The sequence below is a fragment of the Comamonas testosteroni genome (genome assembly GCF_030505195.1).
GTDB lineage: Bacteria > Pseudomonadota > Gammaproteobacteria > Burkholderiales > Burkholderiaceae_C > Comamonas > Comamonas testosteroni_G.
In genome coordinates, this window is sequence record NZ_CP129672.1 from 2,142,501 (window position 1) to 2,167,900 (window position 25,400).

At 62.6% G+C, this 25,400-nt stretch carries 21 protein-coding genes; 8 read left to right on the plus strand and 13 right to left on the minus strand.

Annotated elements, in window-relative coordinates; all coding sequences use genetic code 11:
- Window positions 1-348: 348 nt before the first annotated feature.
- From gshB to QYQ99_RS09790, 7 genes are all read right to left on the minus strand, one after another.
- The gene (gene gshB / locus QYQ99_RS09760) at window positions 349-1,296 is read right to left on the minus strand and encodes a glutathione synthase (protein ID WP_302092445.1); all 948 of its coding nucleotides are present in this window, start codon (window positions 1,294-1,296) and stop codon (window positions 349-351) included.
- A gap of 79 nt (window positions 1,297-1,375) precedes the next feature.
- Entirely contained in the window at window positions 1,376-2,554 is a 1,179-nt protein-coding gene (locus QYQ99_RS09765; protein ID WP_302092446.1) for a benzoate/H(+) symporter BenE family transporter, read from the minus strand.
- Between the two features lie 138 nt (window positions 2,555-2,692).
- A complete protein-coding gene (locus QYQ99_RS09770) occupies window positions 2,693-4,561 on the minus strand; it encodes a potassium transporter Kup (protein ID WP_302092447.1) in 1,869 nt (622 codons plus the stop codon).
- Between the two features lie 78 nt (window positions 4,562-4,639).
- Window positions 4,640-5,935 (minus strand): glutamate--cysteine ligase, encoded by a 1,296-nt coding sequence (gshA, locus tag QYQ99_RS09775; protein WP_302092448.1) that lies wholly within the window; start codon window positions 5,933-5,935, stop codon window positions 4,640-4,642.
- A gap of 78 nt (window positions 5,936-6,013) precedes the next feature.
- A complete protein-coding gene (locus tag QYQ99_RS09780; protein WP_302092449.1) occupies window positions 6,014-7,480 on the minus strand; it encodes a TrkH family potassium uptake protein in 1,467 nt (488 codons plus the stop codon).
- A gap of 9 nt (window positions 7,481-7,489) precedes the next feature.
- On the minus strand, window positions 7,490-8,950 hold the full coding sequence (gene trkA, locus QYQ99_RS09785; protein WP_302092450.1) for a Trk system potassium transporter TrkA: 1,461 nt from the start codon (window positions 8,948-8,950) through the stop codon (window positions 7,490-7,492).
- An 83-nt stretch (window positions 8,951-9,033) separates the two neighbouring features.
- Window positions 9,034-10,314 carry a glutamate-5-semialdehyde dehydrogenase gene (locus tag QYQ99_RS09790; RefSeq protein WP_302092451.1) on the minus strand — a complete coding sequence of 427 codons (1,281 nt, stop codon included), beginning with the start codon at window positions 10,312-10,314 and terminating at the stop codon, window positions 9,034-9,036.
- A gap of 107 nt (window positions 10,315-10,421) precedes the next feature.
- Between QYQ99_RS09790 and QYQ99_RS09795 the strand changes: the two genes are divergently transcribed.
- The gene (locus QYQ99_RS09795; RefSeq protein ID WP_302092452.1) at window positions 10,422-10,727 is read left to right on the plus strand and encodes a hypothetical protein; all 306 of its coding nucleotides are present in this window, start codon (window positions 10,422-10,424) and stop codon (window positions 10,725-10,727) included.
- 142 nt (window positions 10,728-10,869) lie between these two features.
- Here QYQ99_RS09795 and holA read toward each other — a convergent pair whose 3' ends face one another.
- The 3 genes from holA to leuS form a co-directional block, all read right to left on the minus strand.
- Entirely contained in the window at window positions 10,870-11,922 is a 1,053-nt protein-coding gene (gene holA / locus QYQ99_RS09800) for a DNA polymerase III subunit delta (RefSeq protein WP_302092453.1), read from the minus strand.
- Between the two features lie 148 nt (window positions 11,923-12,070).
- Entirely contained in the window at window positions 12,071-12,583 is a 513-nt protein-coding gene (lptE, locus tag QYQ99_RS09805) for an LPS-assembly lipoprotein LptE (RefSeq protein WP_302092454.1), read from the minus strand.
- Between the two features lie 147 nt (window positions 12,584-12,730).
- Window positions 12,731-15,439, minus strand: a complete 2,709-nt coding sequence (gene leuS, locus QYQ99_RS09810; protein WP_302092455.1) for a leucine--tRNA ligase — start codon at window positions 15,437-15,439, stop codon at window positions 12,731-12,733.
- A gap of 368 nt (window positions 15,440-15,807) precedes the next feature.
- Between leuS and QYQ99_RS09815 the strand changes: the two genes are divergently transcribed.
- The 3 genes from QYQ99_RS09815 to QYQ99_RS09825 all read left to right on the plus strand — a co-directional run bounded on the left by QYQ99_RS09815 (window position 15,808) and on the right by QYQ99_RS09825 (window position 18,136).
- Window positions 15,808-17,013 (plus strand): mechanosensitive ion channel family protein, encoded by a 1,206-nt coding sequence (locus tag QYQ99_RS09815; RefSeq protein ID WP_302092456.1) that lies wholly within the window; start codon window positions 15,808-15,810, stop codon window positions 17,011-17,013.
- Between the two features lie 69 nt (window positions 17,014-17,082).
- Complete coding sequence (locus QYQ99_RS09820) at window positions 17,083-17,664, plus strand: DJ-1/PfpI family protein (RefSeq protein WP_053282459.1); 582 nt, start codon at window positions 17,083-17,085, stop codon at window positions 17,662-17,664.
- Window positions 17,665-17,782: 118 nt separating this feature from the next.
- Window positions 17,783-18,136 carry a ribbon-helix-helix domain-containing protein gene (locus tag QYQ99_RS09825; protein ID WP_302092457.1) on the plus strand — a complete coding sequence of 118 codons (354 nt, stop codon included), beginning with the start codon at window positions 17,783-17,785 and terminating at the stop codon, window positions 18,134-18,136.
- Window positions 18,137-18,139: 3 nt separating this feature from the next.
- On the opposite strand, the gene QYQ99_RS09830 is transcribed toward QYQ99_RS09825, so the two are convergent.
- The 3 genes from QYQ99_RS09830 to trxA form a co-directional block, all read right to left on the minus strand.
- On the minus strand, window positions 18,140-18,628 hold the full coding sequence (locus tag QYQ99_RS09830) for an META domain-containing protein (protein WP_302092458.1): 489 nt from the start codon (window positions 18,626-18,628) through the stop codon (window positions 18,140-18,142).
- Between the two features lie 65 nt (window positions 18,629-18,693).
- Window positions 18,694-19,695: a nuclease-related domain-containing protein gene (locus QYQ99_RS09835; RefSeq protein ID WP_302092459.1), complete on the minus strand. Its 1,002-nt coding sequence runs from the start codon at window positions 19,693-19,695 to the stop codon at window positions 18,694-18,696.
- Between the two features lie 159 nt (window positions 19,696-19,854).
- A complete protein-coding gene (trxA, locus tag QYQ99_RS09840; protein ID WP_302092460.1) occupies window positions 19,855-20,805 on the minus strand; it encodes a thioredoxin in 951 nt (316 codons plus the stop codon).
- A 319-nt stretch (window positions 20,806-21,124) separates the two neighbouring features.
- On the opposite strand from trxA, the gene QYQ99_RS09845 reads away from it, so the two are divergent.
- The 4 genes from QYQ99_RS09845 (at window position 21,125) to QYQ99_RS09860 (ending at window position 25,347) form a co-directional block, all read left to right on the plus strand.
- Window positions 21,125-22,102, plus strand: coding sequence for an ABC transporter ATP-binding protein (locus QYQ99_RS09845; protein WP_302092461.1), 978 nt, complete (start codon window positions 21,125-21,127; stop codon window positions 22,100-22,102).
- Window positions 22,099-23,511 carry a hypothetical protein gene (locus QYQ99_RS09850; RefSeq protein WP_302092462.1) on the plus strand — a complete coding sequence of 471 codons (1,413 nt, stop codon included), beginning with the start codon at window positions 22,099-22,101 and terminating at the stop codon, window positions 23,509-23,511. Before QYQ99_RS09845 ends, QYQ99_RS09850 begins: the two co-directional genes overlap by 4 nt.
- A 100-nt stretch (window positions 23,512-23,611) precedes the next feature.
- Window positions 23,612-24,106 carry a 5-(carboxyamino)imidazole ribonucleotide mutase gene (purE, locus tag QYQ99_RS09855; RefSeq protein ID WP_302092463.1) on the plus strand — a complete coding sequence of 165 codons (495 nt, stop codon included), beginning with the start codon at window positions 23,612-23,614 and terminating at the stop codon, window positions 24,104-24,106.
- Between the two features lie 143 nt (window positions 24,107-24,249).
- Window positions 24,250-25,347 (plus strand): 5-(carboxyamino)imidazole ribonucleotide synthase, encoded by a 1,098-nt coding sequence (locus tag QYQ99_RS09860; protein WP_302093149.1) that lies wholly within the window; start codon window positions 24,250-24,252, stop codon window positions 25,345-25,347.
- The last annotated feature ends 53 nt before the right edge of the window (window positions 25,348-25,400 follow it).

The following is a 25,400-nucleotide window of genomic DNA, read 5'->3' on the forward strand; positions in this document are numbered from 1 at the left end:
TTCCTCATTACTGTTTTTGTGAGCGCTTGATAACTCCGAAGAGTTTGTTCCGAAGAACTGGCTGCTTGCCCTCAAACGCCCACGCTTATCGGCTGTATTTTTTTAAGGAACCGAGCGCAAAATCAAAAACTTGATCCTGAATCTCGTTGCTTGCTGCGATCAGCGAAGCCTTGAATTCTATCACAACTTTGTCGCCTGATTTCTTTCAGATCGACTAGCGAAAAATTTGCATTCCGCTCAGTGAAGCCTTGCATTGTACACAGATTTTTGCAGCCCAGGCAACACCTGCACAGACATCCAGATAAAGAACCCCGGCAGGCAAAGCCTGCCGGGGTTCTTTATCGCTTCTCAAGCGCGAGCGGCCTGCTCCAGTGCGTCAACAAACAGCGCCGCCACATCGCAGCCGGTCTGATCAAAGATCTCCTGGAAGCAGGTGGGACTGGTCACATTGATCTCGGTGACGTTATGGCCGATGACATCGAGCCCGATCAATAGCAGGCCGCGCTGCACCAGGCGCTCTCCAATGAACTCGGCAATTGCCTTGTCCTGCTTCTCCAACGGCCGGGCAACCCCTTTGCCGCCAGCCGCCAGATTGCCGCGCACCTCATTGCCCTGCGGAATGCGAGCCAAGCAGAACGGCACAGGCTTGCCACCGATGATGAGCACCCGCTTGTCGCCATGGACGATGTCGGGCAGGAACTTCTGCACCATGACACTGGTGGAGCCGCCCTGATTCAGGGTTTCGATGATGCTGCCTAGATTGCGGCCGTCTTCGCCAACCCGGAAGATGCCCATTCCCCCCATGCCGTCCAGCGGCTTGAGGATGATGTCCTTGTGCTCCGCATGAAAGGCACGGATATCCTGGGCACTGCGCGTGACCAGCGTCGGCGAGATGAATTGCGCAAACTCCATGATGGCAAGCTTTTCGGGGTGCTCGCGCAGGGCACTGGGCTTGTTGAAGACCTTGGCCCCCTCGCGCTCCGCCTGACCGAGCATGTGCGTGGCATAGAAGAACTCGGAATCGAACGGCGGGTCTTTGCGCATGACGATGGCGTCAAAGTCTGCCAGCACCATCTGCGCAGACTGGGTTTCCTCGAACCATCGCCCCTTGTCCCCTGTCAGGGTGATATGCCGCACCCGCGCCATGACCTTGGAGCCGCTTTGCCAGGAGATGTGGCGGGGCTCACAGGCCACGATCTGGTGACCTCGGCGCTGAGCCTCACGCATCATGGCAAAGGTGGAGTCCTTGTATATGACAAAGGATTCCAGCGGATCGGCGACAAACAGTATTTTCATGGTGAAAAACTCTAGCGGTAGAGGTAGATACCGGCATCATGCCCAGCCGGGCATAACACCACAATATGACGGCAGATACTCAGGTCTTGCGCGCACGCAGGCTCTGGACAAGCAAGGCCAGGCTGCCAGCGACCACGCCCCAGAAGGCCGAGCCCACCCCTGCGATGACGACGCCGCTGAGCGTGACCAGAAAGGTGATGAGCGCCGCCTCTCGGTGCTTTTCCTCCTTGAAGGCCGTCGCCATGCCGCCGCCTATGGAGCCCAGCAGGGCCAGTCCGGCGATGCAGGCCACCAACTCCCTGGGGAAGGCGGTCAGCAGACCGGTAACCACTGCACCAAAGATAGCTATCAATATATATAGCAGTCCACACACGGCAGCAGCGGTATAGCGCTTGTTTCTGTCCTCATGCGCCTCGTCTCCCATGCAGATCGCCGCCGTGATGGCACTGAGGTTGAGGGCATAGCCGCCAAAAGGCGCCAACAGCAAGGTCGCCACGCCGGTCATGCTGATGACCCTGGAAACCGGTATCGGATAGCCTGTGGCGCGAATCACCGCCACGCCCGGCAGATTCTGCGAGGCCATGGTCACGACGAACAGGGGCAAAGCCAGGCTGATGAGCGCATGCAGCGAGAACTCGGGAGCCGTATAGACCGGCATGGCCAGACCTGCGTGTACGGCCGACCACTGCATCTGCCCGCGCAGCGCCGCCCAGGCGGTTCCAGCCAGCAAGGTGATGATGACCGCATAGCGCGGAGCCATGCGCCGCGACAGCAGATAGGCGAGCAGCATGACCAGCACCAGGGATAGATTGGTCTCGGCCGCAGAGAAAGCCTGCATGCCGAACTTGGCCAGCACGCCGGCCAGCAGGGCCGAAGCGATTTCCATGGGGATGCGGTTCATGATGCGCTCGAACCAGCCGGTCACCCCGGCCAGGATGATGAGGGCCGCGCTGACGATAAAGGCACCGATCGCCTCTGCCATGGAGAAACCACCTGCCAGCCCAGCGGTCGCCAGCACCGCCGCCCCCGGGGTGGACCAAGCCACCATGACCGGCATGCGCAGAATCAATGAAGGGACCAGCGAACACAGACCCATGCCCAGGCCCAGCGCCCAAATCCAGGAAGTGATTTGCTCAGGCGTGGCATGAAAGGCCTGCGCCGCCTGAAACACCAGGGCTACCGAACTGGTAAAGCCTACCAGCACGGCCACAAAGCCTGCGGCCACGGCTGCAGGACTCAAGTCTTTGAAAAAGCGCATCCGTGCATTCTGGCACCAGCCCCACCGAAAATGATGCACCCCGTGTGAGCATGAATGACGAAGCCCGCCATAACTTCAAAAATCATAGCCACTAGCGCTTACCGGTAAAGCGTTAAAGGCATATTTGACTCAAAGCATTTACAACTCAATCTTGGAGCCCAGCTCCACCACCGAGTTGCTCGGGAGGTGCAGGAAGTCAGCCACACGGCTCGCGTTCTTGTGCATCTGCGCAAACAGCTTTTCGCGCCAGTGCGCCATGGAGTTGTTCATGCGCGGGATGATCACATCACGCGACAGGAAATAGCTGGTGGACATGGAATCCAGTTTGCAGCCCTGGGTACGCAGCTGCGCCAGCGCAGCAGGCACATCGGGCTCGTTCTTGAAGCCGTAGTGAATGATGACTTCCCAGCAGTCGCCGCCCAGCGACTCTGCCTCTACCCGCTTGTCCATCACCACCCAGGGCACTTCGTGGTTGCGCACGGTCACAAAGAGATTGCGCTCATGCAGCACTTTGTTGTGCTTGAGGTTATGGAGAAGCGCATGCGGCACGGTGCCGGGCTCCCCCGAGAGAAAAACCGCCGTGCCGGGCACGCGCGTGGGCGGATGGCGCCAGGTGGATTCCAGAAACTGACGCAGATCCAGCGCATCCGCCTGCAACTTCTGATGCAGCAGCTCGCGCCCGCGGCGCCAGGTCATCATCAGGGTGAAGACTGTGCCACCGATCAGCAGCGGGAACCAGCCGCCTTCAAACAGCTTGAGCAGGTTCGAGGCGAAGAAAGCCAGATCCACCACGAAGAAGAAACCCGTTGCCAGCAGGCACAAGGCCAGCGAGTAGTTCCAGCGATAGCGGATGACAAAGAAGGTCAGCATGGTGGTGATCAGCATGTCCAGCGTCACCGCAATACCGTAGGCCGCCGCCAGATTGCCGCTATTGCGAAACAGCAGAACAGCCAGCGCAATCGCCACAAACAGGCCCCAGTTGACCAGAGGCATATAGATCTGGCCAGTCTCCTTCACACTGGTGTGGCGCACTTCAAAACGAGGGAAGTAGCCCAGCTGAATGACCTGACGCGTCACGCTGAAGGCCCCCGTGATCAGCGCCTGCGAGGCGATCACCGTGGCCATGGTGGCCATGATGACCAGCGGCAGCAGCGCCCAGCTGGGTGCCATCATGAAAAACGGGTTCTTGACTGCCTCGGGATTGGCCAGCAGCAAGGCGCCCTGACCAAAGTAGTTCAATGTCAGCGCCGGCATGGCAACGCTGAACCAGGCCAGACGGATAGGTTTCTTGCCGAAATGCCCGAGATCGGCATACAGCGCCTCGGCACCGGTCACGCAGAGCACGACCGAGCCCAGAATGATGAAGCTGATGCCCGGGCTGCTCCAGATGAAGCGGACCGCGTAATGCGGGCTGAGCGCGGCCAGGATTTCCGGATGCCCCATGATCTGGTGCACACCCAGCAGGGCAATACAGACAAACCAGGTCACAGTGACAGGGCCAAAGAACTTGCCGATGCCTGCTGTACCGCGCTTTTGCACGAAGAACAGCAAAAACAGGATCACCAGCGTCAGCGGAATCACGGCCTTGGTGAAATGCGGCGAGATGACTTCCAGGCCCTCGACCGCCGAGAGCACGGAAATCGCCGGAGTGATCACGCCGTCGCCATAAAACAGCGAGGTGCCGAACATGCCCACCAGAAACAGCGTGCCGGACAGTCGCGGCTTGTCCTTGACCGTCTGCGAGGCCAGGGCCAGCATGGCCACCAGCCCGCCCTCGCCGTTGTTGTCGGCGCGCAGCACCAGTGTCACGTATTTGAGGGAGACGATGACCGTGAGCGTCCAGAACAGTACCGAGAGCACGCCATAGACGTTGTCTGGCGTGAACGGCACATAGCCTGAGCCGAAAACCTCCTTGACCGAGTACAAAACACTGGTGCCGATGTCTCCATAGACGACACCGATCGCACCCAGGGTCAGGGCGCCTAGCGAGGATTTCGAATTTTGCACAGGTCAGGAGCGACTCGTAAGGCAGTCACCGATTGGGGAAATTGTCGGCATTGTGCGCTGTCCTCAGCGCCTGTGAAATCAGTCGTAGATTTCTGCGTCGGGATTAGTGGCTTCCAGCTCGTAGCTGGCAGCCAACATGGCCAAACGTGCTATCACGCCATACATGTAGAAGCGGTTCGGGGCGCTGGCGCCCGGGCGCGCGCTGACCTGAGGCAGGTGATTGCTCTGCTGGAAAGCCAGGGGGACATAGCCCGCACCAGGGGCATTGAGGTTCTCGTCCTCGCCGCGCTCGGGGTGCATGCGGTAGAAGCCGCCCACCACGTAACGATCCATCATATAGACCACAGGCTCGGCCACGGCGTTGTGCATGCGCTCATAGGTCAGCACGCCCTCCTGCACGATGACGTCATGCACGGTCTGGCCGTCCTTGATGACTCCCATCTTGTTGCGGCTCTTGCGCGGCAGCGCGGCCAGCTCCTTGGCATCGCGCACGGTCATCACGCCCATGCCGTAAGTGCCGTTGTCGGCCTTGACCACGGCAAACGGCTTTTCCTTGATGCCGTATTCCTTGTACTTGCGGCGCACCTTGCCCAGGATCACGTCCACCTGCTCGGCCAGGGCCTCCATGCCCGTGCCTTCGGCAAAATCGATGTTCTCCACATGGCCGAACAAGGGATTGATCAGCCAGGGGTCGATGCCCAGCAGCTTTCCGAAGCGCTTGCCGACTTCCTCGTAGCTCTGGAAGTGGCGACTCTTGCGACGCACATTCCAGCCTGCATGCAACGGCGGCAGCAGATATTGCTCGTACAGCTCCTCGATGATGCCGGGCACGCCGGTGGAGAGATCGTTGTTGAGCAAAATGGTGCAGGGGTCGAAATCCTTGAGGCCCAGGCGGCGCTTGCTGCGGATCACCGGCTCCAGCTTGATCTCGTCACCCAGCGGCAGCGTGATGGACAGCGTCTTCTTGATCTCGGGGCTGATGGAGCCGATACGCACGTTGAGACCCGCCATGCTGAAGATGCGCTTGAGCTGCAGCACGCTGGCCAGATAGTGGGTGTTGCGCGTGTGGTTCTCGGGGATGATGAGCAGATTGCGTGCCTCGGGGCATATCTTTTCGATAGCAGCCATCGCAGCCTGGACAGCCAGTGGCAGCATTTCATCGGTCAGGTTGTTCCAGCCGCCTGGAAACAGGTTGGTATCCACCGGTGCCAGCTTGAAACCCGCATTACGAATATCCACCGAACAGTAGAACGGCGGCGTGTGCTCCATCCATTCCAGGCGGAACCAACGCTCAATGGCAGGCATGGAGTCGAGAATGCGCTGCTCAAGTTCGTTAATGGGGCCGGTCAAAGCCGTGACGAGATGTGGAACCATAAATACCCTCAGGAGACGATGGTGGGGGGCAATTGTAGAGATTGAAGCATGAGATAGGTGTTTTCCCCAGTCTTTGTTTCAACGACGCCAGAATGCCGGTGACAGCAAAGCCATGAAACTCAGTATCTCGAGCCGCCCCAACAGCATGCCCAGAGTACACACCCAGATCTGGAAATCCGTCAACACCGTGTAGTTGGATGATGGGCCAACCGCACCCAGCCCCGGCCCCATGCAGTGCACGCTGGCCAGCACGGCAGAGAACGCGGTCAGAGGGTCGAGATCGGTCAGCAGCAGCACCATGCTCAGCACAATGACGGTGGCACCGTAAACCAGCATGTAGGCCAGCACCGAAAAAATCATCGGGTTATCTACCACCGCATCGCCCAGCCGCACCGGCTGCACGGCTCGCGGGTGCACCAGACGTGTCATCTCGCGCCTGGCCTGCTTGACCAGAATCAGCATGCGCACCATCTTGATGCCGCCTCCGGTCGAGCCCGCACTGGTGGCCACCCCCGACAGCAGCAACAGCAAGACAGGAATGAACACCGGCCAAGCCAGATAGTCCGTGGTGGAAAAACCGGTGGTCGTGGCTACCGAGACGGTGTGGAACATGCCGTTGCGCAAGGCATCCAGCGGCCCATAGACACCCTTGATCCAGAGCAGCAGCGCCACCAGCAGGCCCGAGCCCAGCAGCACGCCAATCGTGGCGCGCATTTCGGGGTCGCGCATAAAGCTCTCGATGCGGCCCTTGCGCATGGCCACGAAGTACAGCGCAAAGTTGCAGCTGGCCAACAGCATGAACAGCAGGGCCGCGACCTCCAGCAGTGGCGAGTTGAAATAGGCAAAGCTGGCATCGTGCGATGACAGCCCGCCCAGACTCACCGTGGCAAACATATGCATCAGCGCATCCAGGGGCTGCATGCCGCAGACCCAGAAGGTCACAAAACAGCCAATGGAGAACAGCGCGTACACGCCCCACAGGCCCTTGGCCGTTTCGGTGATACGCGGCGTGAGCTTGGTGTCCTTGACGGGGCCGGCGGCCTCCGCCCTGAAAAGCTGAGCACCTCCGACACCCAGCAGCGGCAGCACGGCCACGGCCAGAATCAGAATCCCCATGCCCCCCATCCATTGCATGAAGGTACGCCAGACATTGATGGACACCGGCAGCTGGTCCAGACCGCTGAGCACCGTGGCCCCGGTTGTCGTCAGGCCCGATACGGCCTCAAAGTAGGCATGGGTAAGGCTGATGGAGATGCCCACCCGGTTCAGCCCCATCACCAGCGGCACCATGGCGCACAGCGGCAGCACCACCCAGACCAAGGTCACCAGAATCACGCCATGACGCGGTTGCAGATCCTGCTTGTGACGGTGCAGCCCCCCCCACAGCAGCAGGCCCACGCCAACCGTCAGTCCGATCGACCAGGGGTAGATGCGCCAGATGCCATCCTGGGTGAACCAGGAGATGCCAAAGGGCAGCAGCATGGCGCCGGCAAACATCATCATCAGCATGCCCAGCACACGCAGGACAGGGAGCAGGTCTTTCATGAGCGCAGCTTAGAAAAAGGTGGCGCTGACGCGGAACAGGTTTTCCACGTTGCGCACCAATCGCTTGTTGGGCAGGAAGAACACCACATGGTCGCCGGATTCAATCACGGTATGGCTGCGCGGAATGATGACCTCGGCCTCCAGTGCCGCGCCTGCCACTTCCTCGCAGGTCTTGCCTTCTGGAATGCCGCGAACGATGAGACCGATATGCACTTCCTCGGGCAGGCGCAGCTCTTCCACCTTGCGGCCCACCACACGCGAGCTTTTGCGGTCGCCGCGCGCCACGATCTCCAGTGCCTCGGCCACACCACGGCGCAGGCTGTGCACGGCTTGCACATCGCCGCGGCGCACGTAGGCCAGGAACTCGCCCAGCATGGCTTGAGCAGGCGACAGCGCAATATCTATCTGCGTGCCGTGCATCAGGTCAGCATAGGCGCGGCGATTGATCAGCGACAGAACGCGGCGCGCGCCCATGCGCTTGGCCAGCAGGCTGGACATGATGTTGTCCTCGTCATCGTCCGTCAACGCCAGAAACAGATCCACATCTTCGATGCCCTCTTCCTCCAGCAAGGCCTCATCGGTGGCATCGCCTTCCAGCACCAGCACTTCGGCAGGCAACACCGACGACAGGCCCAGACATTGCTGGGCATTGGACTCGATGATCTTGACGTGAAAGCGCCCGGGCGTCTGCGCCAGCTTCTTGGCAAGTCGCAGACTGACCTGACCCCCGCCCGCAATCATGATGCGGAACACCGGCCGGCTCGTGCGACCTTCCGGCAGGTTGATGGCCTTGAGCGCCTCGGACACATGCTCGGTCGCGGCCAGCATGAAGACTTCGTCGCCGGGCTCTATGCGCGTAGCCCCGTCGCAGCGCACAAACCGGTCGGGCTCGTCCATGAAGCGGCGGTAGATCGCCACGATGCGCATGGCCAACTCGGGCATGCGCTCGCGCACCTGGGCGATCTGCAGGCCCACGGCAGGCGCGCCGGCGCGTGCGCGCACCGAGGCCAAGGCGGCTCGTCCGCCCGCAAAGGCCCGCACCTGCATGGCTTCCGGGTATTCGATGAGCTTGCGGATGTAATTGGTGACGGATTCCTCGGGACAGATGATGCGATCGACCGCAAAACCCTCCTTGCCCAGCACCGGGTCGTCCACCGCAAAGCTGGACGAGCGCACTCGCGCAATGCGGGTGGGAATATCGAACACGGCCTGGGCAATCTTGCAGCACACCAGGTTCGTCTCGTCCATGGAGGCACAGGCGATCAGCAGATCGGTGTCCTTGGCGCCCGCCTCGGCCAGCACCTGGGGATCGATGCCGTTGCCGACCACGCCGCGCAGGTCGAAGCGCGACTCCAGCTCGCGCAATGCACGCGCATCCGTGTCGATGACGGTGATTCCGTTTTGCTCGGACACCAGACTTTCGGCCACACTCTGGCCTACGCGCCCGGCACCCAGAATAATGATTTTCATGGTGTTATGGAAAGGGATCCAAGCTGCGGCATTAAGTCATATCCGGAAAAGACCCCGCCTGCGGCTTCTCCGGCAGACGGACTTCAGGAACGGACTTCGCCGTCGCCCAAGACCACGTATTTGAGCGAGGTCAGCCCCTCGATGCCTACCGGCCCGCGCGCATGGAACTTGTCGGTGCTGATGCCGATCTCGGCACCGAGTCCGAACTCGAAGCCATCGGCAAAACGGGTACTGGTATTGACCATGACGCTGGCGGAATCGACCTCGCGCAGAAATTTCTGTGCGTGCAGGTGATTGGTCGTCAGAATCGACTCCGTATGGTGACTGGAGTACTTGTTGATGTGGGCAATGGCCTCATCCACACCGTCCACCAGCTTCACGCTGATGATGGGCGCCAGGTATTCCTCATACCAGTCCTGCTCCACTGCCTCGGCCAGCTTGGTATCCTTGACGGTTTGCAAAATGGCCAGCGCCTCCGCATCGCAACGCATCTCCACGCCCTTGGCGGCATAGACGGCACCGATTCTGGGCAGGAAGTCTGCAGCCACGGCACGTGCTACCAGCAGGCTTTCGCTGGCGTTGCAGGGGCTGTACTTGTTGGTCTTTGCGTTGTCGGCCACCTTCACGGCCATGGCGATGTCGCAGGGGTCATCCACATAGGTGTGGCAATTGCCATCCAGATGCTTGATGACGGGCACCTTGGCTTCGCGGCTGATGCGCTCGATCAGGCCCTTGCCTCCACGGGGGATGATGACGTCCACATAGTCGGGCATGGCGATGAGCTGGCCCACGGCGTCACGGTCGGTGGTCTCCACCAGCTTGACACCGTCTTCAGGCAGACCGGCTTCGGCCAGCGCCTGGACCACCAGCCTGGCCAGCGCCTTGTTGGAGTCAATCGCCTCCGAGCCGCCACGCAAGATGCAGGCATTGCCGCTCTTGATCGAGAGGCTGGCCGCTTCGATGGTCACATTCGGGCGGCTTTCATAAATCATGCCGAACACGCCCAGAGGCACACGCATCTGACCCACGCGGATACCGCTGGGCATTTGCTTGAGGCCGCTGATCTCGCCGATCACATCGGGCATGGAAGCGAGTTGCTCGCAACCTTCGGCACAGGTCTGCAGCACCTTGGGCGTCAGGCGCAGTCTGTCGACCATGGGTGCCGAAAGACCATTGGCCATGGCGCGCTCCAGATCGCGGGCATTGTCGATCTGCAGCGGCTCGACGTTCTCGCGCAGCAGACGGGCCAGCGCCTTGAGTGCTTTGTTTTTAGTAGCTGCAGACGCACGCGCCATCAGTGCGGAGGCGGCTTTTGCCTGTACACCAAGGTTGTGCATGTATTCGACGGTGTTGAGCGCGTTCATGGAGTGATTTTCGCCGAGATACGCAAGTTGCGCAGACAAGTCCGAGCATGAGGGGGTTTATGGCCCTGCGGACACCTACACTCGGCCTCTGAATCGCAAGGAGACTTATGAGCCACAACACCAAAGCGCTGCAGGAAAGCGCCCGCCAGCTCCAGCAGCTGCGCAGCGGATTCGAGCAGCTCGCCAACTCGCAGATCAGCGCCAGCGCCCTCGGCCGGCAGGCACGCGCCGCAACCGCACTGCTGCAGGCGCTGCCGCCACGCTATGGCGAAGTGCTGCTCAATCTACTGGACCGACTCGAATCCAGCGCGCTGTTCACCGAGGAAAGCTGTTCCTTCAGCCAGAAGGACCTGCTGGACAACCTCCGAGCCTGGGCGGACAAAGCGCAGATACAACTGGAGAAGGTGCACTGAGCCGCGCACAGCGCAAGAAACCGACTCAGCTCTAGCGCAAGGGACACCGAGGAAGGGCCTACGCCGGCCGCGCCGCCCCACAACGAAGGTGCCGCCCCCGAAGACAGAGGGGGAAGGCGGGGCCGCCCAGGCGCGCAGCGCCTCAGTTGGTGTTCCCTATTGTCGCCAGCTGCATGGCCAGCTGTCGCAGGGCCTGCCAGCTGTCGCGTGGCCAGCCCTCGCTGGGCAGGCCTTTGACAATGCCGTCCACCGCATGGGCAGCTTGCAGCAACTCGGCTGCGCGTGCATCGCTGACACGCGGCAGCAGCCGCTCCATCAGCCTCTCCTTGGGGCCCCAGATGCGGTTTTCGCGCAGCGCCATGGGCAGGGGCTTGCCGCCCGCCATGGCGTCCTTGACCCGCTTGATGTTGCGAATATCCTCGGCCAGCGCCCAATGCACCAGCACCTCGGCCTCGCCTTCGGCCTGCAGGCCATCCAGCATGCGCATGCTGCGCGCCACCTGTCCCGAGAGCACGGCCTCGGACAGCTTGAACACGTCATAGCGCGCCACATTGAGCACGGCCTGCTCCACCTGCGCCAAGCTCAGCTCGCCCTCGGGGTGCAGCAGGGCGAGCTTCTGAATTTCCTGGTGCGCGGCCAGCAGATTGCCTTCCACGCGGTCGGCAAAGAACTGCAGCGTGCGCTGCCCCTCTTCACCTGCGGCCACACGCTGATTCTGCAGCGCCAGACGCTGGGCAATCCAGTGCGGCAGCGCGCCGCGCTCCACGGGGTCGATCTGGATGGAGACGCCGTTGCCGTCCAGCGCCGCAAACCAGGCCCCGGTCTTGGTGGCCTTGTCCAGGCGCGGCAGACTGATCAGGGTCAACGTGCTGTCGTTGCCTTGAGCGCTGCTGGCCAGCTGCTGCAGCGCGGCGCTGCCATCCTTGCCGGGCTTGCCACTGGGGATGCGAATTTCCAGAATCTGCTTGTCCGCAAACAGGCTCAGGCTGCCACCTGCCGCGAGAACGCCGCTCCAGTCAAAGTGCGCGCCCATGACGGTATAGCTGCTGCGCTCGGTATAGCCCTGAGCACGCGCCGCTGTACGAATCGCATCGGCCGCTTCCTGCTGCTGCAGCGGCTCGTCGCCATGCAGCACATAGAGCGAGCGCAAGCCCTTGGCCAGATGGGAGGGAAGCTGATTCAGCGCAAGCTGCATGGAGAAAATTTTTCTATTAAAAGTATCTGAAACGCACTGATTTCAAGCGCCAGCAGCTATCAAATTCAGCAGGTCATCGCTGACGGCTCGCGGCCTCCGCCAGGGGGCGGCAGGCGACGCCCCGCCGCGCAGCGACTCAGGCAATGGCTTATGACACCTGCAGGCTCTTGACCGCAGCCAGGCGGCGAATGATCTGCTGCACGATGTCGTTGCGCATATCCTTGTTCAGCATTTCCTCTTCCGCCGCCTTGGACAAGGCATTGGTTTCGTTATAGGTCACGTTGCGGATCTGGCGAATTTCGACGGGTTCGATCAACTCGTCGCCGCCGGGCGTGCGCAGCGAGAAGCGCACAATCAGGCGCAGCTCGATTTCACGCACCTGACCGGCCACATTGGAGCCAATGATGACGCGCTGGGCCAGCTCGCTGATGATCTGGCAGATCACTTCGGCCGTATCGGGCGAAGCCGGGTCCTTGATCACGGTCAGCTTGTCGCTGGCCGACTCCAGACTGCGACGCAGCAAGGTGCCCACGGGCGCACCACGCCCCGACTGCACGTAAATGGAGCGAAACACAAAATTCGGCGCACCGCGCAGGCGAAAGCCGCAGGCTCCCAGCAAAGGCGTCAAGGCCATCGCGGCCAGCAGCGTACGTTTTTGCATCAACTGTCCTCTAATCTTCAAGCCCTGCTGCGAGCATCGACTCTTGCTCGAGAAATACCGAGCAAGGGCCGCCCCGCAGCGAAGGTATTGTCCCCCTCCCGCGAAGCGAGAGAGGGGGAAGGCGCGAAGCGCCTCAGGGGGAGTCATTTACACGACAATATTCACCAGACGGCCCGGCACCACGATGATCTTCTTGGGCTCGCGGCCTTCGGCAAACTTCTGGTACTCCTCATTGGCCAGCGCCGCCGCCTCGATGGCCGCCTTGTCGGCTGTGGCGGACACCAGGATCGCACCGCGCAACTTGCCGTTGACCTGCAGCACCAGCGAGATCTCGTCCTGCACCAGAGCCTTGGGGTCGACCTGCGGCCAGGGGGCGTCGAGCAGATCGCCCAGGTGGTTGGCATAGCCCAGCTCGCTCCACAGCACATGCGCCAGGTGAGGCGTTGCAGGGTAGAGCACGCGCAGCAGAATGCCGAAGCCTTCGATCAGAGCCACCTTGGCACCGGCGTCATCCAGGGCCTTGAAGTCTTCCAGCGCATTGATCATCTTCATTGCGCCGGAGACCACGGTGTTGTATTGCATGCGCGAGTAGTCGTACTCGACCTGCTTGAGCACGTTGTGGATTTCCAGACGCAGGGCCTTGGCCGCCTTGCCGAACTCCACATCATCGAGCGACTTGGCACCGGCCACGCCCTGCACCGCGGAAGCCATGTCCATGCCTGTCAGCTTGCTGCCGAAGTTGTAGACGCGACGCAAGAAGCGATAGCTGCCTTCCACGGCGGCATCGTTCCACTCCAGCGTCAGCTCGGGCGGCGAGGTGAACATGGTGTACAGACGTGCGGTGTCGGCGCCGTACTTCTCGATCAGATCCTGAGGGTCCACGCCGTTGTTCTTGGACTTGGACATGGTGCCCACGCCTTCGTAGTCGATGGCGGTGCCCACGGGCAGCAGGCCGTCGGCGCTGTCCACTTCGACCTTCAGCTTGGCGCCGATGATCTTGCCGGACTCGTCGAACACATGCTCCACATCCTTGGGCCAGAAGTATTCCTTGGCGCCCTTGGCCGTGCGACGGCTGTAGATGTGGTTGAGCACCATGCCCTGGGTCAGCAGCTTGCTGAAGGGCTCGTCGATCTTGACCAGACCCAGGTCGCGCATGACCTTTGTCCAGAAGCGCGCGTACAGCAGGTGCAGGATGGCGTGCTCCACGCCGCCGATGTACTGGTCCATGGGCATCCAGTAATCGGCGCCATCGGCCACCATCTGCTCGCTGTTCTTGGCATCGCAGTAGCGCATGAAGTACCAGGACGAATCCACAAAGGTGTCCATGGTGTCGGTTTCACGGCGGGCGGGCTTGCCACAGCAGGGGCAGACCACGCCGGCGTGGAAGGCCTCGGACTTGACCAGCGGATTGCCGGAGCCATCGGGCACCAGATCCTGGGGCAGGACCACGGGCAGATCCTTCTCGGGCACGGGCTGAGGACCGCAATCGGCGCAATGAATGATGGGGATGGGGGTGCCCCAGTAGCGCTGACGGCTGATGCCCCAGTCGCGCAGACGCCAGGTGGTCTTGAGCTCGCCCAGGCCCTTGTCGCCCACGATCTTGGCCACGGCCTGCACCGCATCCTTGTGGCTCAGACCGTCGAGATCGCCGGAGTTGATCAGTACGCCGCGCTCCTTGTCGCCGTACCAGTCGCTCCACTGCTTGTCGTCATAAGCGGCCTGGCCTTGCACGGACACCACCTGCTTGATGGGCAGGCCGTACTTGTTGGCAAAGGCGAAGTCGCGCTCGTCGTGGGCGGGCACGCCCATCACGGCGCCGTCGCCATAGCTCATCAGCACATAGTTGCCGATCCACACCTTGACTTGCGCGCCGGTGATGGGGTGAGTGACGAACAGGCCCGTGGGCTTGCCTTCCTTTTCCCTGGCGGCCAGCTCGGCTTCGGTGGTGCCACCCTTTTTGCACTCCTCGATGAAGGCTGCCAGCTCGGGGCTGGAGGCCGCCGCATGCAGCGCCAGCGGGTGCTCGGGGGCGACTGCACAGAAGGTCACGCCCATGATGGTGTCGGCACGCGTGGTGAAGACATACATCTTGCCGTCCTGGATCAGCTGGCCGTCTGCACCCTTGATGTCATGGGTGAAGGCAAAGCGCACGCCGGAGGACTTGCCGATCCAGTTTTCCTGCATCAGGCGCACCTTGTCGGGCCAGCCGTTCAACGTGGCCTTCTCGTTGCCGAGCTGCACATGATCCAGCAGCTCCTGGGCGTAGTGGGTGATGGCCAGGTAGTAACCAGGGATCTCGCGCTTTTCCACCAAAGCGCCGGTGCGCCAGCCGCGCCCGTCAATGACCTGCTCGTTGGCCAGCACGGTCTGATCCACCGGGTCCCAGTTCACCACCTGGGTCTTGCGGTAGGCAATGCCTTTTTCCAGCATCTTGAGGAACAGCCACTGGTTCCACTTGTAGTACTCGGGTTCGCAGGTGGCGACCTCACGGCTCCAGTCGATGGCCAGACCCATGGCCTGCATCTGCTTTTTCATGTACGCGATGTTCTCGTACGTCCACTTGGCAGGCGGCACCTTGTTCTTCAGCGCGGCGTTCTCGGCAGGCAGGCCGAAGGCGTCCCAGCCCATGGGCATGAGGACGTTGTAACCCTTCATGCGCAGCTGGCGCGTGAGCATGTCGTTGATGGTGTAGTTGCGCACATGGCCCATGTGCAGCTTGCCGCTGGGGTAGGGCAGCATGGAGCAGGCGTAGTACTTGGGCTTGCTTCCGTCTTCGCTGACGCGGTAGGCGTCCTTGGCTTGCCAGTGTTCTTGCGCGGCGCGCTCGACCTCGATGTGGTTGAATTTTTCTTGCATGGTGCAGTGCAGTGGCCGCCAGCCCCACTTGGGATCCGGCAAGGTAGAAATCTGAAATCAACAGGGATTTTAGGCTGCCCGACCGCTTGCGCCGGTTTAGCCCCGCATTACCGCAAAACCCGCTGCGCCATCCGGGCGACCTTCCTGCACGCCACGCTGGGAAATAAGGCTTTGCGTAAGCTAGTGGTTGTTCACACATTGCTAAACTTTTTGCACGGCTGCCGGTCTGACCGGCCTGTTTCCGTGCCCGACGCCATCGCCTGCCTTCTGCCCGAAGTTGCCAGACTTGCGCTCCTGCCCCGGTCCATTCTTCTGAGGAGCTGCTATTGCTTTCCCGCTGGTCTTTTGTTTCTGACTGGAATCCCGCCATGCAAATTCTGGTCTCGCTCTGCGTCCTGGCCCTGACCGCCCTTGTGGCCGGCTGGCTGACCCAGTGGCTGGGGCTCAAGGTCTTTCGCCGTATGCGCGACACCCTCAGGACCGGCTGGGCCCAGATCCTCATGCACGACAAGGTGCTGCGCCGCCTGGCCAAGGTCGTGCCCTCGCTGATCGTGCAGTTCGGCATCCAGGGCGTGCCGCATCTGGAGCCGCGCTGGACCACGCTGATCACCAATGTGGCGATTGCCTTCACGCTCTACCACCTGGCGCGCGTGCTGTGCGATCTGCTCAATGCCACGAACGAGGCCCACGAACGCGACGAGGCGCGCAAGACCGCCGTCCAGACCCATTCCATCAAGAGCTATGTGCAGCTGGGCAAGCTGCTGGTCTGCAGCTTTGCCGTGGTGCTCATCGTGGCCACGCTGATGGACCGCTCGCCGCTGCTGCTGCTCTCGGGCCTGGGCGCCATGTCGGCGGTGCTGATGCTGGTGTTCAAGGACACCATCCTCTCCTTTGTCGCAGGCGTTCAGCTCGGCAGCAACGACATGCTGCGCGTGGGCGACTGGATAGAGATGCCCCAGGTCGGTGCCGACGGCTTTGTGACCGATATCGCGCTCAATACCGTCAAGGTGCAGAACTGGGACAAGACCATCACCACCATTCCGACCTGGCGGCTGATGACGGACAGCTTCAAGAACTGGCGCGGCATGTTCGACTCGGGCGGACGCCGCATCATGCGCTCGCTGAACCTGGACGCCAACACCGTGCATCTGCTCTCGCCCGAGGAACGCGCAGGCATGGGCCATATCGCCCTGCTGCAACCCTACTGGAGCGAGCGTGACGGCCTGCAGGCCATGCCCGGCGCGGCCGAGGCCGCCATGCCTACCCAGGCCATCGCCGCCCACCAGGTGACGAATCTGGCCGCCTTCAAGGCCTATGCCTACGCCTATCTGATGGGCCACCCGCGCATTGGCAAAGGCCCGGGCATGTTCCTCATGGTGCGCACGATGGAGACATCGCCCACCGGACTGCCTCTGCAGCTGTTCTGCTACACCAACACCACCGTCTGGGTGGAGTACGAAGGTATACAGGGCGAAATCTTCGACCATCTGATCGGTGTGCTGCCGCAGTTCGGACTGACGCTGTATCAGCGTTCGTCGGACTACGGCACACACTACCCAGCCGCCAAAATGTAGTAGCCCGTTAATACCCGTAGCACCGCATGCCTGTCCACAATGGTTTGACACTTCAACAGGAGACAGACCATGGCAGGCAAGAAGATTTTGATGATTTGCGGCGACTACTGCGAGGACTATGAAACCATGGTCCCGTTCCAGGCCCTGCTGGCCGTGGGCCATACCGTGCACGCCGTCTGCCCCGACAAAAAGGCCGGCGACCAGATCAAGACTGCCATCCACGACTTTGAAGGCGCACAGACCTATAGCGAAAAGCCCGGCCACAACTTCACGCTCAACGCCACGTTTGCCGATGTGAAGCCCGAGCATTACGACGCGCTGGTCATCCCCGGCGGCCGCGGCCCCGAGTATCTGCGCGGCTATGAAAGCGTGCGCGCGGCCGTTCGTCACTTCTTCGACACCAACAAACCCGTGGCCGCCGTCTGCCACGGCGCGCAACTGCTGGCCGGCGCCGGCGTGCTCAAGGGCCGCACCTGCTCGGCCTATCCCGCCTGCCGAGCCGAGGTGGAACTGGCCGGGGGCAGCTATGCGGACATTCCCGTCGACCAGGCCCATACCGAAGGTAATCTGGTCAGCGCTCCGGCCTGGCCCGCTCATCCGGCCTGGATTGCACAGTTTCTCGCGCTGCTGGGCACGAAGATCTCACACTGAAATTGGCCTTCAGCGCTTTCCCATCAAGCGCAGCAAGCTATCAATTCAAGAGTCGCCCACTTGACGCCGTACTCGCCGGGCCACACCATGGCCCGGTTTTGTTTTGGAGAGTCGCGCCATGTGCCAGGTCTTTATCAGCGCCGATCCGCAGCTCTGGGCTCACCGGGCCCGCTCCATCCGCCTGCATGGAGTGGCGACCAGCATCCGGCTGGAAAACCTGTTCTGGCAGGTACTCGAAGAGATTGCCGCGCGGGACGGCTATACCGTTCCCCAGCTCTGCACCAAGCTCTACGACGAGCTGCTGGCAGAGCGCAAAGCGGTGAGCAACTTCAGCTCTTTCTTGCGCGTGTGCTGCACCCGCTATCTGGCGCTGCAGCTGTCGGGCGAGATTCCGCAGGACATGGGCATACCGATTCGTTCGCTGGGCAATGCCCCGTCACTCCAGTCCGCCAGCCCGCAACTGACGCACTGAGGTTCAGCGCAGATACACCGCCTCGAACCGTAGCAGCGCACGCCCCTCGGCATCGCTGAGCACCAGCTTCTGCCCCTGCACGGCATAGCTGCTGACCAGGGCCAGGGTTGCCATCAGCAGTTGCTCCCGGCGCATGCCCTGCACACAGGCCATGCGGGTGCTGCCCACCGCCGAAAAACGCAGCCAGCGCCCATCCAGGCTGTAGTTGCCGCGCAGGCGATTGCAGCCGCCTGCACCATGAAAGCGGCCGCTGCCGACCTCCAGCACCAGATGCGGCTCGGGCTGGTTGTCATAGGCGCTGACATGCGAGCCATCGCCCAGCTGCACCAGCTTCCAATAGGTATTTAGCAGCGGTGCCGGCACGGCGGCCATGGCTTCGCCCTCGGTCGCCACGCTCCCTGCATCTGCAGCGGCGCCAGCCAGGACGCCCAACAGCAGGAGCACCCCCAGTGCCGGAGCAAGCAAGGCGCGCAGGTTCGAGAAAGCAGTCATCACAAACACCTCTCCGGCCATCGGCACAGACAGAAAAAGCGCTGACAGCTCATATTTCAGGAGTATCAGACGTGCCCGCGCACAAAACTGCAGGCCGCCGCATTGGTACAGCGCCAGACGGCCTGCCCCGCCAGCGGCCCGCGCTGCATCAGCAACTTGCGCAGCGGCCATTCGCACTGCGGGCAGAGTGGCTCTGCTGCCTCTGCCGCAGTGTCAACCATCTTGGCAGGAGCCGCAACGGCTGGCTGGGTGGGCTGTACCTGCGCTGACAACTCCCTATCGACTGCGGCCGAAGGCGGCGCCGACATGACAGGCTCCAGGTGAATATTCACCGTCCCGGGTGCGGGCAGCCTGACCAGTTGGGCCGAGGCTTCTGCCGCCGGCTCCAGCCGGGGTTTGCGGGGTTTGCGCGCCTTGCTGGCCGCCTGCAATTGCCGGACATGCGCCACATGCTGCCTGTCGGTGGCACGACCGGGCTGCAACCGCAGCTCGTAGAGCTTGTCCAGCAGCGCCTGCATTTGCTCGGGGCTCCACACGGGCTTGGTAAAGCTCTGGATATGGCCGACAAAGCCAAGGCCGCGCGTGACATGGACCGGCATCTCGGTCTTGAATTCGCAGTCGCCCACAAAGGCGATCACCGAGTGCAGATGCTCCGGTGCAATGTCCAGCAGCGACTGCAAGGTCTTGATGTGCTTGTAGTTCTGGCGCAGCGGGTTCTGGAAGCGGCTGCGTTTCCTGAAAATCTGCTGCGTCCATTCACGCTGCTTTTCAGTGCCGAAAATCCAGCCCTGGAAGTTCTTGGTTTCCAGCACAAACAGGCCATAGGGCGAAAAGATCAGATGGTCGATCTGCGTGCTGCCGCCATCCGCCGTGGGAAGGGTGACGTTGTGCATGTCCACATAGATCAGCGGATTGAGCTGCCGGCGAATCGCCGCCTGCACGGCCCGCTCGCCGCGCCAGCCCTTGAAGCGTGGCGAGCGCAGCACGGCCGCCAGCACCGCGAATGCCAGCGCCAGCCCCAGATAAACAAAGAGGCCCTGAAAGGCCACTGAAAAGATCTGATCCATCGCGAGTCTCGTTCAACGCAATCGCCAAAACTGGCGCCCCCAAAAGCAGGGGACAGCGAGCAATACCTGGACGGCCCCCACCGCCGCGCAGCGAAGCTGTCGTCCCCCTCCCATAGCGCGAAGCGCGTAGAGAGAGGGGCGCCCGGCCAGGGGGAGTCTCTAGTTCAACGCCATGCTCAAACGACGACGGTAGCTATTGACCATGGCCGTGGCCTCATCCTGCTCGGTGCTGTTCTTGCCCAGCAGCTCGATGCCGCCGCCGGTCTTGCCGGGCACGGCGTCCTGCTTCTTGGGCTTGGGCGGGGTCAACAGCTCCAGCACGCCGACGATCAGCTTGCGCGCGGCATGATCGTTCCAGGTCTTGTCGCGCATGATGATTTCCAGCAATTCGTCCATGGCGTCGGTCCACCGACTGTGGGCCAGCAGCGCGCGCGCACGGCCAAAGCGGGCGTCGAAGTCGCGCTTGTTGGCAGCGATGGCGGCGTCGTACTTGGCCACATCGGCATTGTCGTCCTGCACGGCAAATTCCAGCGCCTTGAGCCACTGGTTCAGCGCTTCGAAGCGCAGCGGCTGGGGAATGCGCTTGATGGGTTCGGCCAGCAGGGCCGCAGCTTCCTCGAAGCTGCCGGTGGCGATCAGCAGGCGCACATAGTCAAAGCGCGCATCGTCGTTGGCCGGATCGGCCGCCAGCGCATCGGCCAGCTTCTGCAGCGCTGCCTGGGTGTCGCCGGACTCCAGCAGGGCCTGGGCTTCGTCGGCATCAGCCTCGGCCGCCAGCTCGCCCTCGGAGGGCAGATGCTTGTCCAGGAACTCGCGCAGCTTGCCCTCGGGCTGGGCACCCATGAAACCGTCCACGGGCTTGCCGCCGATCATCAGCACGCAGGTCGGGATGGAGCGGATGCCGAACATGCTGGCCAGTTGCTGCTCCTGATCGGAGTCGATCTTGACCAGCTTGAAGCGGCCTTCATAGGCGACTTCCAGCTTCTCCAGCACCGGACCCAGCGTCTTGCAGGGGCCGCACCAGGGCGCCCAGAAGTCCACCAGCACGGGCACAGCCATGGAGGCGGCTACGACTTCGGCTTCAAAATTCTCGAGGGTGACGTCAATCATGTGATTCCCAATGCTGCTTGTGCGCTGCCACGCGGGCAGCGGCGCTGAAAAGTCTGCGAACCGGCCACTCCAGCAGAGTGCCCACCGCACGATGCTGCGATTCTCCACGCAAATGCGCGAGCGCAAGCCATAGACCAGAATGGACCGGGTCTTTGCTACTCAGATGGGAGCAGCTTGCGCATGTTTCAAGGTCAACTCAAGGTGTTTTATGCCGGCAATCAATGAACGGCATGCGCAAGCAGCTACGGTTTAAAGAGTGACCACCCCACCGTGCCTCGCGCCCCTGGGCTATATTGATCGCGAACCAAGGAGCGCAGACTTGATTGAAGTTTCACAACTGGTGTTTGAATATCCGGGCCACCGCGCCCTTGACGGCGTGAGCCTGTCCATCGCTGCGGGCAGCGTGACGGCACTCGTCGGCCCCAACGGCGCCGGCAAATCCACACTGATGCGCTGCATTGCCGGACTGGAGCAGCCGCTGTCTGGCCATATCCGCGTCAAAGGCCTGTCAGTCGAGGAGCAGCCGCGCGAAGTGCACCGCCACCTGGGCTATCTCTCGGATTTCTATGGCTTGTACGACAGGCTCAGCGTGATGCGCTGCCTGCAGTACTCGGCCCTGTCCATGGGCGCTGCGCCCGCCGACGTGGATGGCCGCGTGCAGCAGGTGGCCCAGCAACTGGGCCTGACGGAGCTGCTGCACCGCCACCCGACCGAGCTCTCGCGCGGCCAGCGCCAGCGCGTGGCGATCGGCCAGGCCATCGTCCACCAGCCCGGCGTGCTGCTGCTCGACGAGCCCGCCAGCGGCCTCGACCCCGATGCGCGCAGCAGCCTCTCGACGCTGTTTCGCCAGCTTCAGGCCCAGGGCATGACTCTGATCGTCTCCAGCCACATCCTCAGCGAGCTGGACGAGTACTGCACCCATATCCTGAGCATCCGCGACGGCCGCATCGAAAGCCATGAGGCACTGCAAAACGCCCACGGCCCAGGCCAACCCGTCGCAGTTGACCAGCAGCCCCAGCTCTATGCACTGGAAGTGGCCATGGAGCCAAGCGAAGGCTTTGAGGCCCGCCTGCGTCAGGCCTTGCTGAGCGCCTCGGTGCAGGACTTCGACACCACGGGCCGCCGGCCGATCCAGTTGTGGCTGCCTGCTGGCGCCAGCGCACGCGCCCAATGGCTGGCCCAGATGGTGCAGGCAGGCATTCCCGTCGCCGCGCTGTACCCGGTGCGCGAGCGGCTGCAGGACCGCTATGCCCGCACGGCCCAGGCCCGCGATACCGAAAGTCAGGAGCAAGCATGAGCCAACGCAATCCCGAATTCCAGCGCCAGCTCTGGCTGAACTGGCGCCCCTCGCTGCTGGCCTGGAGCCTGGGCCTGAGCCTGCTCATCCTGGCCCTGCCCTTCGCCCTGTCCTCTGCCAAAGGACTGCCCGGTACGCTGAGCATGACCGCCATTGCCGGCCTGTACCTGGCTGCCATCATCTATGGCAGCGTGCTGGCCGGGCGCAGCCTGGCCGAGGAAGCCAGCCAGAACACCTGGGACTGGCAACGCCTGTCCGTGCTCACCCCCTGGCAGATGGCCTGGGGAAAGCTGCTGGGCGCCACCTTGCCTGCCTGGCTCTATGTGCTGTGGTTTGCGCTGGCCGTGGCGGGTGTGACCCACTTCTGGGCGCTGGAGCCCCTGAAGTTGCAACACACGATTGGCCTGGCCGTGATCTGGGGCCTGGGCCTGCAGACCTGGGCCATGAATTCCGTGCTCATGAGTTGGGGGCTGAGGGACAGGCCCATCAATCGCCGGCGAGCAGCACTGATGCCTCTGCTGATCCTGTTCTTCGCACCCGGCCCCTTTACCACCCCTGTCTACAAGGCCATTGTGGACTTCGACGTCGAGCCGGTCTTCTGGTGGGGCCTGGACGTGGGCGGCCTGGGCCTGGCCTATCTGGCCGGCACCCTGGTGCTGGGCCTGGGGCTGCTGGCCCTGTGGCGCCAGCTTTGCACTCGACTCGATGTGCGCACCCTGCCCTGGGCCTGGCCTCTGGGCCTGGCACTGGCGGGATTTTTCGCAGCCGGCTCGCTCAACCTGGGCATTGCCGAATTTTTCAGCAGCACCGCCTGGATCGCGCTGATCGGCACCGCCTATGTCGCCCTGCAACATATGGACCAGCATCTGCGCGCCTGGCGCCAGGTGCAATGGTCGGCCAGCCGCCAGCGCTGGCGCGAGGCGCTGGAGGCGCTGCCGCTGTGGCCGGTCAGCCTGCTGCTGGGCTTTGCCATGGCCTTGCTGCTGCTGTTCGCCCCCCAGTCACTTGAGGCGGCCATCAGCGGCAAGCTCAACAGCTTCACCTTCTATCTGTGCCTGCATCTGCTGCGCGACTGCCTGCTGCTGACCGGCTTCGCCCTGCTGGCGGGCAGACTCAAGTCCCCCCTGGCCTCGTTTGTCGTCGCCTGGCTGATCCTCAACATCGCCGCTCCGCTGCTGGCCTATGGCATGGGCGGCCATACGGGCGCCATGTTTGTTCAGCCTGTGGTGGCCATGTGGATGAGCTCGCCGGACGGCATAGAGCGAGTCGGCGCCTGGGTCAGCTATGTGCCCTGGGCTTCTCTGAGCCTGCAGATACTGGTCACGCTGGCCTGGGTCATCCATGTCTTCAGGGACCGCGTGCTGGGCTTTGCACGCGATAACGCGGCGGCCCACATCCGGGAGTCATAGTTGCTTTGCCCGGACGGCTATGCCCCACAGTCGGCCGGCAATGCAGCGAAACCGTAAAATCGGGGGTTCCACTAGGCCGGGCGGCAGCGCCCTGAAGAACATGAACCCCATCCAAGTTGGCGTAGTCATGGGTTCCAGCAGCGACTGGGACACCATGCAACACGCAGTTGCCATCCTCCAGCAATTCGGTATCGCTTTTGAAGCGCAGGTCGTATCGGCCCACCGCATGCCGGACGACATGTTCCGCTTTGCCGAAGCTGCCGCCGACCGAGGCATCAAGGCCATCATTGCCGGCGCCGGAGGTGCTGCCCACCTGCCCGGCATGATTGCCGCCAAGACCACCGTGCCGGTGCTGGGCGTGCCTGTGGCCAGCCGTCACCTGCAGGGTGTGGATTCGCTGCATTCCATCGTGCAGATGCCCAAGGGCGTGCCCGTGGCCACCTTTGCCATCGGCAATGCCGGTGCGGCCAATGCGGCCCTGTTTGCCGTGGCCCTGCTGGCCAACGAGGATGCCGAGCTGCGCAAAAAGCTCGAAGCCTTCCGCGCCGAGCAGACCGACGCGGCCCGCAACATGACCCTGCCGGTGAACGCATGAGCGACCGCGACACGCAAGCAATGAGCGCCACCGGGCCGTCCCAAGGCGCGAAGGCCCCTGCTGCACACGCAGTGGCAAACGTGGGGGCACCCATTCTGCCGGGTGCGACGCTCGGCGTGCTGGGCGGCGGTCAACTGGGCCGCATGTTTGCCCATGCCGCACAGGCCATGGGTTATTTCACCGCCGTGCTGGACAAGGACGAGACCAGCCCTGCCGGCCTGGTCAGCCACCAGCATGTGCGCACCGGCTACGAAGACCCCCAGGGCCTGGCCGAGCTGACCAGACTCTGCGCAGCCGTGACCACCGAGTTCGAAAACGTGCCCGCCGGCTCGCTGAACAAGCTGGCCGAGAGCCTGCCCGTATCGCCCGCCGGCTCTGCCGTGGCGATCGCCCAGGACCGCGCTGCCGAGAAAGCCCACTTCGTGAAGTGCGGCGTGCCCTGCGCCCCCTATGCCGTGATCGAGACGGCCGAGCAGTTGGCGGCCGTCAACGACGCGCTGCTGCCCGGCATTCTCAAGACCGCACGCATGGGCTATGACGGCAAGGGTCAGATCCGCGTCAAGACCCGCGACGAGCTGGTCAAGGCCTGGAGCGAGCTCAAGCAGGTGGCCTGCGTGCTCGAAAAAATGCTGCCACTGGCGCATGAATGCTCGGTCATCGTGGCGCGCGGCCGCAATGGCGACATCGTCAACCTGCCCGTGCAGCGCAATCTGCACCGCGACGGCATTCTGGCCGTGACCGAGGTCTACGAAGGCAACGTGCCCGCAGCACAGGCCGAGCAAGCGGTAGCCGCTGCGAAGTCCGTAGCTATCGGCCTCGATTACGTGGGCGTGCTCTGCGTGGAATTCTTTGTGCTGGACAACGGCCAGCTGGTGGTCAACGAGATTGCCCCGCGCCCGCACAACAGCGGCCACTACAGCCAGAACGCGATGGATGTGTCGCAATTCGAGCTGCAGGTGCGCTGCATGACCAATCTGCCCCTGGTGCAGCCGCGCCAGCACAGCGCCACCGTCATGCTCAACCTGCTGGGCGACCTGTGGTTCAAGAACGACGGCACGGCACAGGCTCCGGCCTGGGACCAGGTCCTGGCCCTGCCCGGTGCCCACCTGCACCTGTACGGCAAGGTCGATGCCAAGCCGGCCCGCAAAATGGGTCACTTGAACATCACCGCGGCAAGCCCCGAAAAAGCGCGTGAAACCGCTTTGAAGGCCGCTGAAATCCTCGGCATTGAAGCGTTCTGATAACACCCCCTGAGCGGCTTTGCCGCTTCCCCCTCTCTCGCTACGCGGGAGGG